This is a genomic window from Loktanella sp. PT4BL, assembly GCF_003201935.1.
Taxonomy (GTDB): Bacteria; Pseudomonadota; Alphaproteobacteria; order Rhodobacterales; family Rhodobacteraceae; genus Yoonia.
On the sequence record NZ_QJJL01000002.1, the window covers coordinates 813,290 to 830,829 of the forward strand.

15 protein-coding genes are annotated in these 17,540 nt (G+C 58.2%); 2 read left to right on the plus strand and 13 right to left on the minus strand.

Features of this window, described 5'->3' with window-relative positions; genetic code table 11:
* Positions 1 to 66: 66 nt before the first annotated feature.
* On the plus strand, positions 67 to 666 hold the full coding sequence (locus C7964_RS08940) for a LysE family translocator (RefSeq protein ID WP_110279294.1): 600 nt from the start codon (positions 67 to 69) through the stop codon (positions 664 to 666).
* On the opposite strand, the gene ureG is transcribed toward C7964_RS08940, so the two are convergent.
* The 7 genes from ureG to C7964_RS08975 are packed head-to-tail and all read right to left on the minus strand — an operon-like array spanning position 650 to position 5,516.
* Positions 650 to 1,273, minus strand: a complete 624-nt coding sequence (ureG, locus tag C7964_RS08945; RefSeq protein WP_110279295.1) for an urease accessory protein UreG — start codon at positions 1,271 to 1,273, stop codon at positions 650 to 652. The two genes, C7964_RS08940 and ureG, sit on opposite strands and share 17 nt — an antisense overlap.
* Complete coding sequence (locus tag C7964_RS08950; RefSeq protein WP_286163854.1) at positions 1,270 to 1,962, minus strand: urease accessory protein UreF; 693 nt, start codon at positions 1,960 to 1,962, stop codon at positions 1,270 to 1,272. The genes ureG and C7964_RS08950 overlap by 4 nt, the downstream gene beginning before the upstream one ends.
* On the minus strand, positions 1,907 to 2,380 hold the full coding sequence (locus C7964_RS08955; protein ID WP_110279297.1) for an urease accessory protein UreE: 474 nt from the start codon (positions 2,378 to 2,380) through the stop codon (positions 1,907 to 1,909). Before C7964_RS08955 ends, C7964_RS08950 begins: the two co-directional genes overlap by 56 nt.
* 8 nt (positions 2,381 to 2,388) lie before the next feature.
* Entirely contained in the window at positions 2,389 to 4,098 is a 1,710-nt protein-coding gene (gene ureC / locus C7964_RS08960) for an urease subunit alpha (protein WP_110279298.1), read from the minus strand.
* The gene (locus C7964_RS20115; RefSeq protein WP_110279299.1) at positions 4,098 to 4,403 is read right to left on the minus strand and encodes an urease subunit beta; all 306 of its coding nucleotides are present in this window, start codon (positions 4,401 to 4,403) and stop codon (positions 4,098 to 4,100) included. Before C7964_RS20115 ends, ureC begins: the two co-directional genes overlap by 1 nt.
* Before the next feature lie 6 nt (positions 4,404 to 4,409).
* Positions 4,410 to 4,712: an urease subunit gamma gene (locus tag C7964_RS20120; protein WP_110279300.1), complete on the minus strand. Its 303-nt coding sequence runs from the start codon at positions 4,710 to 4,712 to the stop codon at positions 4,410 to 4,412.
* 3 nt (positions 4,713 to 4,715) lie between these two features.
* The gene (locus C7964_RS08975) at positions 4,716 to 5,516 is read right to left on the minus strand and encodes an urease accessory protein UreD (RefSeq protein ID WP_110279301.1); all 801 of its coding nucleotides are present in this window, start codon (positions 5,514 to 5,516) and stop codon (positions 4,716 to 4,718) included.
* A 355-nt stretch (positions 5,517 to 5,871) separates the two neighbouring features.
* On the opposite strand from C7964_RS08975, the gene C7964_RS08980 reads away from it, so the two are divergent.
* On the plus strand, positions 5,872 to 7,482 hold the full coding sequence (locus C7964_RS08980; RefSeq protein ID WP_110279302.1) for an alpha-glucosidase: 1,611 nt from the start codon (positions 5,872 to 5,874) through the stop codon (positions 7,480 to 7,482).
* Here C7964_RS08980 and C7964_RS08985 read toward each other — a convergent pair.
* The 6 genes from C7964_RS08985 to C7964_RS09010 form a co-directional block, all read right to left on the minus strand.
* Entirely contained in the window at positions 7,479 to 9,110 is a 1,632-nt protein-coding gene (locus C7964_RS08985) for an alpha-D-glucose phosphate-specific phosphoglucomutase (RefSeq protein WP_110279303.1), read from the minus strand. The two genes, C7964_RS08980 and C7964_RS08985, sit on opposite strands and share 4 nt — an antisense overlap.
* A 31-nt stretch (positions 9,111 to 9,141) precedes the next feature.
* Positions 9,142 to 11,226 (minus strand): glycogen debranching protein GlgX, encoded by a 2,085-nt coding sequence (gene glgX / locus C7964_RS08990; RefSeq protein WP_286163855.1) that lies wholly within the window; start codon positions 11,224 to 11,226, stop codon positions 9,142 to 9,144.
* Positions 11,223 to 12,653 (minus strand): glycogen synthase GlgA, encoded by a 1,431-nt coding sequence (gene glgA, locus C7964_RS08995; protein WP_110279304.1) that lies wholly within the window; start codon positions 12,651 to 12,653, stop codon positions 11,223 to 11,225. The genes glgX and glgA overlap by 4 nt, the downstream gene beginning before the upstream one ends.
* Positions 12,650 to 13,906, minus strand: coding sequence for a glucose-1-phosphate adenylyltransferase (glgC, locus tag C7964_RS09000; protein ID WP_110279305.1), 1,257 nt, complete (start codon positions 13,904 to 13,906; stop codon positions 12,650 to 12,652). The genes glgA and glgC overlap by 4 nt, the downstream gene beginning before the upstream one ends.
* Before the next feature lie 28 nt (positions 13,907 to 13,934).
* Positions 13,935 to 16,133, minus strand: a complete 2,199-nt coding sequence (gene glgB / locus C7964_RS09005; protein ID WP_110279306.1) for a 1,4-alpha-glucan branching protein GlgB — start codon at positions 16,131 to 16,133, stop codon at positions 13,935 to 13,937.
* Positions 16,134 to 16,252: 119 nt separating this feature from the next.
* Positions 16,253 to 17,491 carry an AGE family epimerase/isomerase gene (locus tag C7964_RS09010; protein ID WP_110279475.1) on the minus strand — a complete coding sequence of 413 codons (1,239 nt, stop codon included), beginning with the start codon at positions 17,489 to 17,491 and terminating at the stop codon, positions 16,253 to 16,255.
* Between the last annotated feature and the right edge of the window lie 49 nt (positions 17,492 to 17,540).

Sequence of the window (17,540 nt, forward strand, 5' to 3'; positions counted from 1 at the left end):
GCAGAGATATTGTAAAAACGCACAACTTGGCAATTTCATTGTGCCAGTTGTCGCGCAATATTGCTTATGACTTATGAAATCCTCATCGCACTTGTCGGCTTTGCCTTTGCAAGCTCGGTCACACCGGGGCCGAACAACCTGATGCTCATGGCCTCGGGCGCAAACTACGGGTTGCGGCGCACATTGCCGCATATGCTGGGGATTTCCCTTGGCCATGCGTTTATGGTGGCGATGGTCGGCATTGTCTTGCTGCAGATTTTCATGACCTATCCAGTGCTGAACATCGCGCTAAAGGTGCTCAGCGCCACCTATATGCTGTGGCTGGCGTGGAAAATCGCCAACGCTGTCCCGCCTGAGGCAAAAGAGGTGACGGGCAAACCGTTCACTTTCCTTCAGGCCGCAGCCTTTCAATGGGTCAATCCCAAAGCGTGGTTCATGGCGATCACCGCGATCAGCGCCTATGCGCCGCAAGATCGCGGATTGATTGTCGGCTCTGTGATGGTCGCCGTCGTCTTTGCCGCTGTGAACCTGCCGTCCGTCACCGTTTGGGCATGGATGGGCGTACAGGTGCGCCGCTGGCTCGGCACCGCACGGCGCCTAAGGGGCTTCAACGTGACGATGGCCGTTCTCTTGGTGGTCTCGCTCTACCCTATGCTGACGCACTAAGCCCGCCTGCCTCTTTGATGAAATCCACAACGGCATCGACGCCTTTACCGTGGCGAAGTGCACAAAACACAAACGGACCATCCCCGCGCATCCGCTTGCTGTCACGGTCCATGACGTCCAATGAAGCGCCCACGTGGGGGGCCAGATCGGTCTTGTTGATCACCAGCAGATCGGACCGCGTGATCGCAGGGCCACCTTTGCGGGGGATTTCCTCGCCTGCCGCGACGTCGATCACATAGATCGTCAGGTCCGCCAGTTCGGGGCTGAACGTGGCAGAGAGATTGTCACCGCCGCTTTCGATCAGCACCAGATCAAGCACGGCGTGGCGCTTTTGCATCTCGGCCACCGCCGCCAGATTGATCGAGGCATCCTCGCGGATTGCCGTATGCGGGCAGCCGCCCGTTTCCACGCCGATCACACGGTCTTGCGGCAGAATTTGCATCCGCATCAGGGCCTCGGCGTCTTCCTGTGTGTAAATATCGTTGGTAATCACACCGATCGAATAGGTCGGGTGCAGCGCACGCGCCAATGCTGCCGTCAGCGTTGTCTTGCCTGCCCCGACAGGGCCGCCGATACCCACGCGAAGCGGTCCATTCATAGCCGTCATGACCGGAAAATCCTTGGTTGAAGTGTTTCGTGCCGCATGGCGGCGATATCGGACAGAAAGGCGGTGCTTTGTAAGTCATCGCATCCTAGCGCGGCCGTGGCTTGTGCCACCTCTTCGCAGAGCGGCGCAAGGTCCGAGAGCACCGCCTGCCCTTCGGTCTGACCCAATGGCATCAGGCGTTGCGCCGCAGAAATCAGGTTGCTGGTGACGGCGTGCAGATACATGGCAGCGGTTAGGGTGACGTCAATCCGTAGCTCTGCGGCGGCAGCACCAACGGCGACGGGATAAAGGTATTCAGCACCCTGAGCACCCCAGATCGCACCGGTGGTTTTGCAAAAGGCAGCTCCTTGCAAGGCTTGTTCCAACTGCCGCTCACGCGAGGCGGCAAAGGCCCGCGCGGTCGCATCAACTGCGGCAAGTGCGGCATCATCTTTGGCGGCATAAGCCGCGCGTAACAGGATACAATCATTGCGCCCGCTGCCATGGGCGATCACATCCGCCAGCCATGCTGCCAGATCATCGCCCGAGGTAACCCACCCCGCCCGAACCGCGGCCTCAAGCCCGTGCGAATAGGCGAAGGCCCCGACCGGAAAGGCAGGCGAAAGCCATTGCGCCAAGGTCAGGATGTCGCGGTTAGTGGTCATGGGCCGTGGCGACATGTTCGTGGGAATGGGTGCGTCCGTGGCCATATGCGCCACCTTCGGGGGTAAATGCTGCCGTCACAGGTGTGACCGTGGCACCGACATGTTCCAGCATGTGTCCGATCACCGGATCGGCCTGGATCAAAAGGTGATCATCCGCAATCTGGCAAGGCGTATGGCGGTTGCCCACATGCCACGCCACGCGCACAAGGTCGGCGGCGGTGACGCGATAAAGCGCCTCTTGGGCCGCGCAAATCTCAACCAGACGCCCGTCGTCCAGTTCCAGAGCGTCCCCATGATCCAGCGACATCGTCTGCGCCAGATCAATCAGGAAAGGCTCGCCGGTGGTGGTCATCAGCCGTTTGCGGCGCAGGAACCGCGCGGCATAATCAAGTTCGCATTGCGCGGCAAGGCCGGACCAATGGCCTGCACGGTGAATGGTTTGCGCGATAGGTAACTGTTGCATGGTGCCCCTCAGAACATGAAATAGCGCTGCGCCATTGGCAGCGTCTCAGCCGGTTCGCAGGTCAGCAAGACACCATCGGCGCGCACCTCGTAAGTTTCGGGATGGACGTCGATTTTCGGCAGAGCGGCGTTCAGCACCATGTCGGTCTTACTGATTTTGCGCACATTCTTGATCGCCACGGTCTGTTTAGCCAGACCAAGGGTATCGCGCAAACCCGCAGCCTCTGCCGCACCGGAAATAAAGCTGACAGAGGTGTGCCGCAGCGCGCTACCATAAGACCCGAACATGGGCCGCGTATAAACGGGCTGGGGCGTCGGGATCGAGGCGTTGGGATCACCCATTTGCGCCACCACAATCATGCCGCCCATCAGCACCATCTCGGGTTTCACCCCAAAAAACGCGGGCGACCACAGCACCAGATCGGCCCGTTTGCCGACACTGATATCGCCCAGCACGTGGGATACACCTTGGGCAATCGCGGGGTTGATCGTGTATTTCGCGATGTAGCGGCGCACACGGAAATTATCGTTCTCGCCGGTTTCCTCAGCCAGCCGCCCGCGTTGCTTTTTCATCTTATCGGCGGTCTGCCATGTGCGGATAATCACCTCACCCACGCGGCCCATGGCCTGACTGTCGGAGGCGATGATCGAAAACGCGCCCATGTCATGCAGAATATCCTCGGCTGCGATGGTTTCGCGGCGGATACGGCTTTCCGCAAAGGCGATATCCTCAGGGATGGATTTGTCGAGGTGGTGACAGACCATGAGCATGTCCAGATGCTCTTCCAACGTGTTCACCGTGAAAGGCCGTGTGGGGTTGGTCGAGGATGGCAGGACATTCGCATCGCCACAGATTTTAATAATGTCCGGCGCGTGCCCGCCACCTGCCCCTTCGGTATGGAAGGCATGGATCGTGCGGCCTTTCATCGCCGCCACGGTATGTTCGACAAAGCCCGATTCATTCAACGTATCGGTGTGGATCATCACCTGCACGTCCATGTCATCAGCGACCGACAGACAACAATCAATCGCGCCGGGTGTCGTGCCCCAATCCTCGTGCAGTTTCAGCGCACAGGCCCCGCCTTTGACCATTTCCACCAGAGCATCAGGCTGGCTGGCGTTGCCTTTGCCCGACAGACCGATGTTCATCGGGATGCCATCGAAAGACTGCAACATACGCCCGATATGCCAAGGCCCCGGCGTGCAGGTCGTGGCCAGCGTGCCATGGGCTGGCCCCGTGCCGCCGCCAAAGCAGGTGGTCACACCGGAATGCAGGGAATCCTCCATCTGCTGGGGGCAGATAAAGTGGATATGGCTGTCCATGCCACCTGCGGTCAGGATGCGGCCCTCGCCCGCGATCACCTCGGTGCCGGGGCCTACGATAATATCGACACCGGGCTGGGTGTCGGGGTTCCCGGCCTTGCCGATGGCATGGATCAACCCGTCTTTCAAAGCAACGTCTGCTTTGTAGATACCGGAATGATCCACGATCAGCGCATTGGTGATCACCGTGTCAACGGCCCCGCCTGCGCGGGTGACCTGGGATTGGCCCATACCGTCGCGGATCACCTTACCACCACCGAATTTCACCTCTTCACCATAGGTGGTCAGGTCGCGCTCAACCTCGATCACCAGATCGGTGTCGGCAAGGCGGAGCCTGTCACCGGTGGTGGGGCCGTACATTGCGGCATATTGCGCGCGGGAAATCTCGACGGGCATTACAGGTCCCCCATGATCTGTTGATTAAAGCCGAAAATGCGCCGCGCGCCACTGATCGGGATCAGCTGCACTTCGCGGCGTTGACCAGGTTCGAAACGCACAGCGGTGCCCGAGGCAATATCAAGCCGCATACCGCGCGCGGCAGAACGATCAAACTCAAGCGCTGGATTGCTTTCGGCGAAATGATAGTGGCTGCCGACCTGCACCGGCCTGTCGCCGGTATTGGCAACCATGAGTGTGATGGCATCAGCGCCTGCGTTCAGAACAAGTTTGCCATCGGCGGGAAAGAGTTCTCCGGGGATCATATGCGCCTACCTGATTGGGTTGTGAACTGTGACAAGCTTGGTGCCATCTGGAAATGTGGCCTCGACCTGCACTTCGTGGATCATCTCGGCGATCCCTTCCATGCACTGGTCTTTGGTAATGACGCGCCCGCCCGCCTCCATCATATCGGCAACGGAGCGACCATCGCGCGCGCCCTCAACGACCGCATCGGTGATCAGGGCAATTGCCTCGGGATGGTTGAGTTTCACACCGCGCGCCAGCCGCTTGCGCGCCACCTCGGCGGCCATGGCGATCAGCAATTTGTCTTTTTCGCGGGGGGTCAGTTGCATGGCTCAAAGCCTCCATGAAATGGGCAGGGAATTGTTCGTCAGACGGCTGAGGATCGGCATCAGATCACGGCGCAACACAAAGCTGTCTTCGGCCAGCTGGCGTATGACCAGCACATCATCGGCCAGCAGGCTGGCACCTGCAGTGGGCGGCAACATGGCGCGCAGGACGTCCAGTTGCGCAGCGGCATCCGGGCGGACCAAAACAAGACTCGCCATTGCACGTGCACCATCCGCAATCGCACGGCGGGCAACATGGGCGGCTGCGTCACCAGAAAAATCTATGCCGTCGATATAGATCGGCGCACCATCACGATCGATGCGGATACGGTCCTCAAAGTAGATCTGGCGGAGTGTTTCTTTCATCGCAGCACGCCCCAGCACGACGGGCTCAACCATCAGCAGGTTCGCGTTGCCATGCAGGTCAATCTGCAACCGCCGCCGCAGGGCGCAATGATCAAAGAGGATCAATTCCTGAGGGAGCCAGTGAAGCGTAGCATCTGCGTCAACCGTCAGGGTGGTTTCAACGCGGCCAATTTCGCTGACTTGCGCGCGATAGGCGCGCTCGGCAGCCTGTGTGGTCAGTGTCAGCGCACCGCCGCCCTTGACCGTCGCGGCTAGTGTATAATGATCGCCTCCAGTGATCCCGCCTGCGGTATTCACAAGGATTGCTTCCAGCCCTTTGTTGAAATTGCGCGGAAAAACCAGTTTGGACGATCCCGCATGGCGCAGATCAACAAGCCCCGTTCGCCCAGTCACATCCCCTGCCACAGTCAAAGACGCACTGCCCCGCGCACGCAGTTGCACTGCTTGCGCGTCTTGCGGCGTGATATGGACGGGACGGTTAATTTGATGCTCCGGAGATTCTTATTTCGCTTAGAGTTTGCGCATAAACTGTGCGGCGAAGGCAGGCCTTCACACTGCATGCGACACCGCTTTTCTCAAATGCCTATATATTGTGCAGTAAACCCGGAAACTGCCCATTGGACTGGCGGCGAACCCACAGTTGCGCGAACAACGCGCTCAGGCAAAACACGGCACGGCAGGCTATTTATCACCCGCGGCAATAAATCCCGCGGCCTTGCATCCGAGACGGTTTACCTCTTGCGCGTTTCGCACTACGCAATTCAGGAATGTTAGCGCTAAAACAAGGAGCCGCATCATGCGCGAATGGTGGCGAAGTGCCGTGATTTATCAGGTCTATCCGCGGTCGTATCAGGACAGCACCGGCGACGGCGTTGGTGACCTGCGCGGCATCACAAGCCGCCTTGACCATATCGCGGAACTGGGGGTCGATTGCATCTGGCTGTCGCCGATCTTCAAATCGCCACAGGCCGATATGGGCTATGATGTGTCCGATTATCTGGCCGTGGATCCGCTGTTCGGTGATCTGGCCGCCTTTGATACGCTGATCACAGAGGCCCATGCGCGCGGCCTGAAGGTGATCGTCGATCAGGTGCTGTCACACACCTCGGACAAACACGAATGGTTCAAGCAATCGCGCCTGAGCCGCGATAACGAGAAATCAGACTGGTACGTCTGGGCTGATCCGCTGCCTGACGGTTCGCCGCCTACAAACTGGCATAGCCATTTTGGCGGTCCCGCTTGGGAATTCGATCCGCAGCGCGGGCAGTATTACCAGCATAACTTTCTGACCTCGCAGCCGGATCTGAACTTCCACAATCCTGATGTCGTTGAAGCAATCCTCGAGACCTGCAAATTCTGGCTAGATCGCGGCCTTGACGGGTTCCGCCTTGATACGGTCAACTATTATTTCCACGACAAAGAGTTGCGCTCAAACCCGCCGGCACAAACACGCCCGCAGGTGATGGCGACCGATCTCTATGGGATGCAACGCAATCTTTATAACAAGACACGGCCCGAAAACCTCGGATTTCTGGAAAAGCTGCGCAAGCTGACCGACCAATACGACGACATCATGATGGTCGGCGAAGTGGGCGAAATGGGCCACCGCTCTATCGAGATTATGGGCGAATATACCGCTGGCAATACCCGTCTGCACATGGCCTACAGCTTTGCGATGCTGGGCCCTGATTTCAACGCCGAGCATTTCCGCAATTGCATCGAAGGCTTTCAGCGCGGCGCGCCCGACGGCCACCCTTACTGGTCCTTCAGCAACCACGACGTACCGCGTCAGGTGACCCGCTGGGCCGAGCATGCGGTGTCAGAAGACAGTATGGCGCGGTTCGCCTGTGCGATGCTGATGTCATTTGAAGGCACAATCGGCATCTATCAGGGCGAAGAGCTGGGCCAGACCGAAACCGAAATGGAATATCACGAGCTGACCGATCCGCCCGCATTGCGGTTCTGGCCGTCGGTCAAAGGCCGCGACGGCTGCCGCACACCGATGGTCTGGGAAAAGGACGCGCCGAATGCCGGCTTTTCAACGGGCAAGCCTTGGCTGCCCGTCAAGGCCCCACAAGCGGCAAAAGCGGTGGATCAACAGCAAGGGCCGGACAGCATCCTGTCCTACTACAAAGACATGATTGCCTACCGCAAAAACAGCCCCGCGCTGACACGCGGCAAGACCACGTTCATCAACCTGCCCGAACCGCTTTTGGCCTTCACCCGCCAAGCCGAGGACGAAACGCTGACCTGTGTTTTCAACCTCTCCAAGATCACCCATGAGCTCGCGTTGAAAGCCCCCGCAGAGATTGCCGTGGGACAAGCGGCCAGCATCAATGTGGATACGCTGACGCTGGAAGGCAACGGTTTTGCCTACCTCAAGCACGGGCCGAAAGCGCCGCTCTAGGTGATCACATCGGGCGCATCGCGTCCGGTGAGCGCCTGCAAATCCGACAGACCAAGTGCTGCATCGCGCACAGCAGCCAGCACCTGTTCCGGATCGTCCATGAGACGGTCCGGATCGGTCACCAACTGTTCCAGATAAAGCCGGATCGTTGCACCCTGCGTGCCCGTTCCTGACAGGCGGAACACCGCACGCGCGCCGCCTTCAAAATTGATCCGGATGCCCTGGCCTGTGGATTTTGAGCCATCAACGGGGTCGAGATAGGCGAATTCATCCGCTTCTGAAACGGTCATACCGCCAATCGTGGTGCCTGCCAGCGTGGCGAGCTTGCCACGCAGAGCATCCATCATGTCATGGGCTGGCGCGCTTTCGACATCCTCATAATCGTGGCGCGCGTAATAGCAGCGCCCGTGCGCCTTCCAAAGATCCGCCATCAGGTCAGACACGGATTGCCCGGTCTCGGCCAGAATGTTCAGCCACAGCAGCACCGCCCAAAGCCCGTCTTTCTCGCGCACGTGATCCGAACCTGTACCGGCGCTTTCCTCGCCGCAGAGCGTGACCTTGCCCGCATCCAGCAGGTTGCCAAAGAACTTCCACCCCGTCGGCGTTTCAAAGCAATCAATCCCGAGGCTTTCCGCCACACGGTCCACCGCACGCGAAGTCGGCATCGAGCGTGCCACACCAGCAAGACCACCCCGGTAGGCAGGGGCCAGATGCGCCTTGGCTGTCAAGAGCGCCAGACTGTCAGACGGTGTGACATAGGCCCCCCGCCCCACAATCATATTGCGGTCACCGTCCCCGTCAGAAGCGGCACCGAAATCAGGTGCGCCCGGGCCATACATCTTGTCCATCAAAGTCTTGGCCCAGATCGGGTTGGGGTCAGGGTGGCCCTTGCCGAAATCGGGGCTTGGGATGCCGTTGATGACCGTGCCTTTCGGCGCACCCAGCATCCCCTCAAGGATCGCGTGGGCGTAAGGCCCCGTGACCGCATGCATGGCGTCAAAGCACATGGTAAAACCACCGGCAAAGAGCGCACGGATTTTGTCGAAATCAACGATAGTTTGCATGAGAGCCGCATAGTCGGCGACCGGATCAACGATCTCGACTTTCATCCCTTCGACTGATTGTTCGCCCAGCGCGCCAAGGTCGATATCCGCGGCTGCAACAATACGGTAAAGGTCAAGCGTCTTGGTGCATTCGTAAATCTTATCAGTGACGGCCTCGGAAGCGGGGCCACCGTTCGGTCCATTGTATTTCAACCCGAAATCCGCATCCGCACCACCGGGGTTATGGCTGGCCGAAAGGATCAAACCACCATCCGCTTTGCGCAGGCGGATCATATGCGACGCAGCAGGCGTGGACAGAATACCGCCCTGCCCGACGATGCATTTCGCGGCACCATTCGCAGAGGCCATGCGCAAAATGATCTGAACCGCGTCATCATTGAAGAACCGCCCATCGCCACCCACGACCAGCGTCTTGTCCACGACACCGCCGATCCCGTCAAAGATCGCCTGGACATAGTTTTCCAGAAAATGCGGACGGCGGAACACGGCTGTCTTCTTGCGCAACCCACTGGTTCCAGGCTTTTGCCCTTCGATCGGAGTGGTCCGTACATTTTGCATCGGCATATCTCGTCCTCCCTTTCGTCGTTGTCGCAGATTACCTCTCTGCGCTTTCGTGTGAAAATACCACAACGCTGTCTGCCGCGACGGTGAGCCCCGGCGTCACTTTAATGGCATCCTCCTGGCTGGTATCAAAGCGACGCACCCACTGGTCGCCTTCTGGCAACTCGGGTGCCGTAATCTCAACCGCCTCCCCGCGGTTCAGAACGACCAACAAAGCGCCTTCACGTTTGACATATTCCGGTGATCCCGACGCCATGCGCATTTCGACCACCAAGGTATCGAGGCCCGCGTCGTCCCAATCCTCTTGGCTCATCGCCTTGCCGTCGACACGCCGCCAGAACAGATCAGGCTCGCCATCAATCAGGCGTTGGCGCGAATGCAGAAAACGGGTCTGGCGCAACAGCGGATGCATTTTGCGAAAGGCAATCGCCTGCTGGCAGAAGGTAAAAAACGGGTCTTCTTTGTCAGGCCAGTTGACCCAGCCGATCTCGTTGTCCTGACAATAGGCATTGTTGTTGCCACCTTGCGAATTGCTGAGCTCATCCCCCGCCAGCACCATCGGCGTGCCTTGGGACAGCATCAATGTGGCCATCATGTTGCGCTTGCGGCGCATACGCGCGGCATTGATATCCGCGTCCTTGGTTGGCCCTTCAATACCCATATTGTCCGAATAGTTGTGCGCATGACCGTCGCGGTCATCCTCGCCATTGGCCTTGTTATGCTTCCGGCTGTAGCTGACGGTGTCGTGCAAGGTGAAGCCGTCATGCGCCGTCAGGAAATTCAGAGACGATGTCGCCGCACGCCCGTCATGGTCAAAATAGGGCGCAGAGCCTGTGAGCCGTTCCGCCATGTCAGGGACCTTGCCCGCATCCCCGCGCCAGAATTCACGTACATTGTCGCGGTATTTGTCGTTCCATTCGGCAAAGGGTGCCGGGTATGCACCAAGTTGATATCCCCCCGGCCCGATATCCCAAGGCTCCGCGATCAGCTTGACCTTGTTCAGCACAGGGTCCTGCCCGATCGCACGGAAGAACGGCCCGTCGCGTTCAAACCCCCGAGCGGTGCGCCCAAGTGCTGTGCAAAGATCAAAGCGGAAGCCATCCACATGCATGACCTCAACCCAGTAGCGCAGACTGTCCATCACAAGCCGGATCACAAAGGGGTTTTCGAAATCAAGCGTATTCCCGCAACCTGCGTCGTCGATGTAGTAACGCGGATTATCGGCCAGACGGTAGTAGCTGGCGTTATCCAGTCCCCGGAACATCAGTGTCGGCCCAAGCTCTGAGCCTTCGGCGGTGTGGTTATAGACCACGTCCAAAATCACCTCGATGCCCGCGGAATGGAAGCGGCGCACCATCTGCTGGAACTCGGCAATATCCGTGCCTTGCATATAGCGCGGATCGGGGGCGAAGAACCCATAAGTCATGTAACCCCAATAGTTCGTCAGCCCACGATCCAGCAGGAATTTGTCGTTTATAAAGGCCTGGACCGGCAAAAGCTCGACGGCCGTAACACCAAGATTATTGAGATGCTCAAGGATCGGGTCCGAGGCCATCGCCAGATAGGTTCCGCGATTGGGAATATCGGGACGACCGGCTGTCAGGCCTTTGACATGGGCCTCGTAGATGACTGTGCTTTCCATCGCATGGTGGGGCTCGTTCGCGTTGTTCCAGTTGAACGTTGGATCAACAACGACACAGCGCGGCATGTATGGCGCGCTGTCGGTCTTGTCGAAACTGAGGTCCTTGTCCTTATGCCCTGTTTGATATCCGAAGAGCGCATTATGCCACGTCGGATGGCCCGTCAGTTGCTTGGCGTAGGGATCAATCAAAAGTTTGTACGGATTAAAGCGGTGCCCCTCTTCGGGCGCATATGGCCCGTCCATCCGGACACCGTATTGCTGGCCTGCCTTCATTCCGGGGAAATAGCCGTGCCAGACATGGCCTTCCCGTTCTGGCAGCGTGATGATCTGGTTCTCAACACCATTCTCATCAAACAAACACAGCATCACCTTGGTGGCATGGCGCGAAAAAATTGCAAAGTTTACGCCGTCAGGGTCCACCGTTGCCCCAAGAGGTGTCGGACGACCGGGCCGGATTGCGAAAGGTCCAAGGTTCAAGGTGTTGCCTCTGTCAGGTCTGCATAGATGGCTTTATACGCCAAGGCCGAGGTCTCCCAGCCGACAGGTTGTTTCATGGCGTTGCGCTGCATCGCTTTCCACGTTTTGCCGTCCGCGTAAAGATCGCCAAGGCGGGTGAACGCATTGGCAAGCGCCTGTGCATTGATCGGAAAGAACTGGACGCCAGTTGCAACACCACGCGCAAGGGCTGCGGGTGAGGCATTGATCACCGTATCGGCCAGACCACCAGTCAGCGCCACCAGTGGCACGGTGCCATAGCGCAACCCGTAAAGCTGGGTCAGGCCGCAGGGTTCGAACCGTGAAGGCACAAGGATTGCATCGCCCCCTGCCATCATTTTGTGGGACAGCGCTTCGTCATAGCCGATTTTGACAGCAACATTTGGGTTACTTGTTGCGGCTTCCAATAAAGCCACCTCAAGCTTGGGATCACCCGAACCCAGAAGCGCCAACTGACCGCCGCGATCCAACAGTGCAGGCAGCGCCTCCAACAACAGATCAATCCCCTTCTGCTCGGTCAGGCGGGAAACGAGAACACAGAGCGGACCATCCGATTTGCCAAGCCCGAAGGTTTTGCGGAGCGCTTTCTTGTTAGCGTCTTTCCCGCTTGCCGTTTTGTATGGTGTGATATTCGGATCGGTCTGCGGATTCCACGCATCCAGATCAATCCCGTTAACGATCCCCGAAAGGTCCGCCTGTCGCATGCGTAAAACGCCGTCCATACCGATGCCGAATTCAGGCGTCAGCAACTCTTCTGCATAGGTTTGCGAGACCGTATTGATTTTGGCAGCACCGACCAATCCCGCCTTGAGTGCCGATATCTGCCCCCAAAATTCAAAGCCTTCGGTCGTAAAGCGCGCAGGATCAAGACCAAGTGCTTTCAGCTTGCCTGCATCCGCATTCCCTTGGAAGGCGATGTTGTGGATCGTAAAAACAAAGGGCACATCAACGTCCAAGTCCCGCATATATTCAGGCGTAAGGCCCGCTTGCCAGTCATGACCATGCACGATGTCAGGCGTCCAGCCGTCCACCCCTTCGGCCGCGATCATTGCGCCCACTTTGCAAAGCGCTGCAAAGCGTTCGGGGTTATCAGGCCAGTCACGGCCCGTGGCATCACCATAAATCGCACCATCGCGATCATAAAGATGCGGGGCGTCAAGGATCAGCAGATCGACACCCGCGATGTTGCAGGCGCGCAGTTTCGCCGCGCCGCCAAACAGGTCTTTGTAGGTCGCCACCACCTTTGCCTTGCCAATCTGCCCCAGCACCACACGGTACCCGGGCAGCAGAACGCGCACAGCCACACTGTGCTGCGCCAATGCGCCGGGCAAAGCGCCCGCCACATCCGCGAGCCCGCCGGTCTTCACCAGCGGCGCGCATTCCGAGACGACAAAGAGGGCTTTGGTCATAAAGCAGCGGCCCTTTTGTTCAGCATATCCTGGGTAATCAGGGTAATACCGCGGTCGGTGACACGGAACCACTTGGCATCCTCATGCGGGTCCTCACCCACCACAAGACCCTCGGGGATCACAACACCACCATCGACAACGACCTGACGCAGTCTGGCCGAGCGGTGGACGACGACATCAGGCAATATAATGGCGTGATCCAGCACGGCGTAGGAATTGGTGTGCACATTGGTGAAAAGCACCGAATTGCGCACCTCTGTCCCCGATATGATGCAGCCGCCCGATACCATCGACGAAATCGCCATCCCGCGCCTGTCGCGTTCATCATGGATGAATTTTGCAGGCGGCACGCTTTCGTTATAGGTCCAGATCGGCCAGTTCTTGTCCCAGAGATCAAGCTCGGGCGTGAAATTGGTCAGGTCGATATGGGCCTGCCAGAAGGCATCAACGGTTCCGACGTCTTTCCAGTAGGCCGGCGCGCCGTCGGCGCGGACGCAGCTTTCGTCGAAACGGTGCGCCATGGCTTTGCCGTTCTTGACGATATCGGGGATGAGATCGTTGCCGAAATCATTCGAGGAATTGGGGTCTTCGGCGTCTTTGATCAGCAGATCACGCAGGAATTTCCAATCAAAGACATAAATCCCCATCGACGCCAGCGCCATATCGGGGTTGTCGGGCATGCCCGGCGGATCGGCCGGTTTTTCCAGAAAACTGGTGATCCGCCCCTCGGCGTCGGTATCCATGACACCAAAGGCCGTGGCCTCCTGACGCGGAACAGTCAGACAACCGACGGTGACATCAGCGCCGGATTCCACATGCTGGCGCAGCATGATTTCGTAATCCATCTTGTAGATATGATCGCCCGCAAGGATGATCACGTAATCAACATTATAACTGTCGACGATGTCGATGTTCTGGGTCACGGCATCGGCGGTGCCTTTGTACCAGCTTTCATTACCTCCGCGCTGAGAGGCGGGCAGCACATCGAGAAACTCGTTGCGTTCAGCACGGAAAAAGTTCCAGCCGCGCTGGGTATGACGGATCAGGCTGTGCGCTTTGTACTGCGTGGCAATCGCCATTTTGCGGATGCCGGAATTGACGGCATTCGACAGAGCAAAGTCAATAATTCGTGCCTTGCCGCCAAACGGCACCGCAGGTTTGACGCGGCGGTCGGTCAGTTCCTTCAGGCGGCTTCCCCGTCCCCCTGCCAGCACGAAAACCATAGATCTTTGTGTGATACGCTTTGTTGGCATGTCGTCTCCCCCTCTTTTATCTTTAATTTTACGTAGTTTGCTTACGCAGAACGACCACCGACAAGGGCGGCAGCGTCAGCCGGATCGACTGCGCCTGCCCGTCAGCGGGGCTATTTTCCGTCGTGCATCCTCCCAGATTACCACGGTTGTCACCGCCATAGACGGCGGCGTCAGTATTCAGCACTTCCTCCCAGAAACCGGCCTCTGGCACGCCGACCTGAAAGCCCTCACGGGTCACGGGCGTAAGGTTGCAAACCACCACAACCGGTGCATCACCCGCGTTGCCACGGCGCAGAAAAGCAATTGTCGATTGGCTCGGATCATTGCTAATCCACTGGAAACCCGCCGCTTCGCAGTCTTTGACGTGCAGGCTGGGCGTTTCACGGTACAGCCTGTTCAGGTCACGCACCAACTGCTGCACGCCCTTGTTGGCGGGCTGCTCGGCCGCACCCCAATTCAACTCCGCGTCGTGGTTCCATTCCTCGGGCTGGGCGAACTCGCACCCCATGAACAAAAGCTTCTTGCCCGGTTGGGTCCACATGAAAGCATAATAGGCGCGCAGGTTGGCGAATTTATCCCATTCGGTTCCGGGCATTTTGGCGATCATAGAGCCTTTGCCATGGACCACCTCATCATGGCTGATCGGCAGGATGAAATTCTCGGTAAAGGCCCAATCAATCGGGAAGGTCATCAGATGGTGATCATACTGGCGATAGATCGGGTCTTTTTCCATGTAGCGCAGGGTGTCGTTCATCCACCCCATGTTCCATTTGTACCCGAACCCAAGCCCACCCGCATGCACCGGCTGCGACACACCGGGGAAAGATGTACTTTCCTCGGCCACGGTCATGATGCTGGCATCAGCCCCATAGGCTGCAATGTTCATATCCTGCAAAAAGGCGATCGCCTCGTAATTCTCGCGCCCGCCGTCTTTGTTGGGCACCCATTCGCCATCGGCGCGCGAATAATCACGGTAAAGCATGGACGCCACGGCATCGACCCGCAGACCGTCAAGATGGTATTCCTCAAGCCAATAAAGCGCGTTGGCCAGAAGGTAATTCTTCACCTCGCGCCGCCCGTAGTTCGGGATCAACGTGTTCCAGTCCTGATGGAACCCTTCGCGCGGATCAGCATGTTCATAAAGCGCCGTGCCATCAAATTTCGCGAGACCATGCGCATCCGTCGGGAAATGCCCCGGCACCCAGTCCAGCAGGACGCCGATGCCTTCGGCATGGGCTGTATCCACCAGATCACGGAATTCATTCGGGGGACCAAATCGGATTGTGGGTGCATAAAGCCCTACAGGCTGATAGCCCCATGATCCGTCAAAAGGAAACTCGGAGACAGGCAGCAGTTCGATATGGGTAAAGCCCATGTATTTCGCATAAGCGATCAGATCGCGGGCATGTTCCTTATAGCTCAGCGGCCGCCCACCATCATCATAGCGCCGCCGCCAAGAGCCCAGGTGCACCTCATAGATCGTCATCGGGCTGGCCCGGTCAGCACGCGCAGCGCGCGACTTCATCCATTGGGCATCTTTCCAGCCGTAGCCCGCAAGATCACGCACGACCGACGCCTGTTCTGGCGGATGTTGCGAGCCAAACCCCATCGGATCGGCTTTGTCGCGGGTCTGTCCATCAGCCCCGGTGACCTGATATTTGTAAAGGGCACCATCGCCAACCTGGGGGATAAAAATCTCCCACACACCGGTTTGCCCTACGGGTCGCAAAGCGTGGCGGCGTCCGTCCCATGTATTGAAATCGCCAATCACGCTGACGCGCTGGGCGTTGGGGGCCCAGACGGCGAAATGGGTGCCCGCAACACCCTGATGTTTCATCACATGCGCGCCCAAAGCGCGCCAAAGCTCTTTATGGGTGCCTTCACCGATCAGGTATTCATCGACATCGCTGAGCACCGGATCAAAGGCATAGGGATCGCGTGTGGTAAAGGTGCTGCCGTCTGGGTAGCGCATGGTCAGCGTATAGGTTTTACCTGCCACAGGTGCCGCAAAAACATCGCCCGCAATACGCGCCAGAGGGGTGTCTTTCCCTGCAACAGTGGCAAAAACCTCAACCGCTGCCGGCTGGAACGTGACAATCCAGCGTTTCCGGCCACTTTTATGCGGCCCCAAGACCTCATAGGGCGCCGCGTGTCCCCCGCCATTCAGCGCCACCAGTACATCCTGCGTCAGAAAATCCGGTCTATCGACGCGATCAGAATTTGTCATGGTGTCACTCCGACGAATTTCTTTACATGCAAGACACTGCTACCTAACGAGGCTGACTCAAGCAGTGCCACCACGCTACGTCAACCAAAAGGGTTAGCGCTAACGCTACATGACCCGACTTACGTCCCGGGTGCAAGCACCAGACGTGACAGACGACCCGCCAAAGGTAACAAACAGGCCTGCAATGAATGGTAGATATCAGGCTTGCCGGTGAAGATTGAACTTGTGGGCTGGCCATGGTCGTCAATGGCAGGATACCAGCCGCCGCGCGCGTGATCGACGAAATGCGCATCCGCGAAAGCCCACAACCGCCTGTACCAGATTTCATCGGCTGGGTTTCGGTCCATGACAATCAGGGCCGTCACCGCACCAATCGCCTCGGTAACGGGCCACCAGAACCGCGATCCATCGGCAACCTTTCCGTCAAAATCAAGCGTATAGGCCAAGCCACCCTCCGGTAGCCATGCATCGGCAAGGGCACGTTCAATCAGTTTGCGCGCAGCTTTGGGTGCGCCGTTCGCAGGCCGCCCGGACAAATCCCAGTGCTGGAGCGCCAAACGCCCCAGTTCAAACGAATGGCCCGGCGTGGTGCCCATAGGGCGGAACATATGATTGCCCGCGTAGGCACGATCAATCTTCCAATCGTTCGTATAATGCTCGGGCAAACGCCAAGCATTCTGCGGTGCCATCTGATGGAGGAAAAAATCGAGGATACGTCCGGCACGGTCAAGAAACATGGCCTCACCCGTCGCTTCATATGCTGCCAGCAAAGCCTCGACACCGTGCATATTGGCATTCATCCCGCGATAGGTGGAAAACGGGGTCCAGTCGCGGTTCCATTCGTCGCTGAACAGACCGGCGTCTTCCTCCCAGAACCTTCGGTCAAGCACCTCGGCGATATCCGTCAAAAGCGCATCAGCGTCTGGATGACCCGCGATCTTTGCGCTGCTCGCGGCCAGCAAGACAAAGACATGGCCATAAGCCAGCTTGCGTTCATCATGCACGCCCTTGTCCGACAGCGCCCAAAAATAGCCGCCATGCACAGGGTCTTTGTGGTGACTTGCAATATAGGCCATGCCCCGATCAATGATCCGGTCTGCTCCTTGATACCCGCGCAAGTGGCCAAGGCTGTAGGCGTGGATCATGCGCGTGGTCGCATGCAGTTCCTGCACATCCGAACCCAGCACTTCGCCGCCGTGATCCAGCATTGAAAAGCCCGGCGCGTCCCCTGCACTGGCAGCGAAAAATCTCAACTGGCTTTCACTTTGGGCACCAAGCCAGGCGCGATGACGCGCATCGTCCATCCAGAAACCCTGTGCGTCAGCGGCTCCGGGATTTCCACCTTGTATGTCAGTCATCGTCATTGCGGCACCCTGCTTTGGCTGTCTTGCTCTGCAAGACAAATAT

Bases quoted from the DNA above. Each gene is read 5' to 3' on its own strand.
- C7964_RS20120 (WP_110279300.1), bottom strand. From the start codon at position 4,712: ATGCAACTGACCCCCCGCGAAAAAGACAAATTGCTGATCGCCATGGCC.
- C7964_RS08985 (WP_110279303.1), bottom strand. From the start codon at position 9,110: ATGCCGATGCAAAATGTACGGACCACTCCGATCGAAGGGCAAAAGCCT.
- glgB (WP_110279306.1), bottom strand. From the start codon at position 16,133: ATGACAAATTCTGATCGCGTCGATAGACCGGATTTTCTGACGCAGGAT.
- glgA (WP_110279304.1), bottom strand. From the start codon at position 12,653: ATGACCAAAGCCCTCTTTGTCGTCTCGGAATGCGCGCCGCTGGTGAAG.
- glgC (WP_110279305.1), bottom strand. From the start codon at position 13,906: ATGCCAACAAAGCGTATCACACAAAGATCTATGGTTTTCGTGCTGGCA.
- C7964_RS20115 (WP_110279299.1), bottom strand. From the start codon at position 4,403: ATGATCCCCGGAGAACTCTTTCCCGCCGATGGCAAACTTGTTCTGAAC.
- ureG (WP_110279295.1), bottom strand. From the start codon at position 1,273: ATGACGGCTATGAATGGACCGCTTCGCGTGGGTATCGGCGGCCCTGTC.
- ureC (WP_110279298.1), bottom strand. From the start codon at position 4,098: ATGCCCGTCGAGATTTCCCGCGCGCAATATGCCGCAATGTACGGCCCC.
- C7964_RS08980 (WP_110279302.1), top strand. From the start codon at position 5,872: ATGCGCGAATGGTGGCGAAGTGCCGTGATTTATCAGGTCTATCCGCGG.
- C7964_RS08950 (WP_286163854.1), bottom strand. From the start codon at position 1,962: ATGGCCACGGACGCACCCATTCCCACGAACATGTCGCCACGGCCCATG.
- C7964_RS08940 (WP_110279294.1), top strand. From the start codon at position 67: ATGACTTATGAAATCCTCATCGCACTTGTCGGCTTTGCCTTTGCAAGC.
- C7964_RS08955 (WP_110279297.1), bottom strand. From the start codon at position 2,380: ATGCAACAGTTACCTATCGCGCAAACCATTCACCGTGCAGGCCATTGG.
- C7964_RS09010 (WP_110279475.1), bottom strand. From the start codon at position 17,491: ATGACTGACATACAAGGTGGAAATCCCGGAGCCGCTGACGCACAGGGT.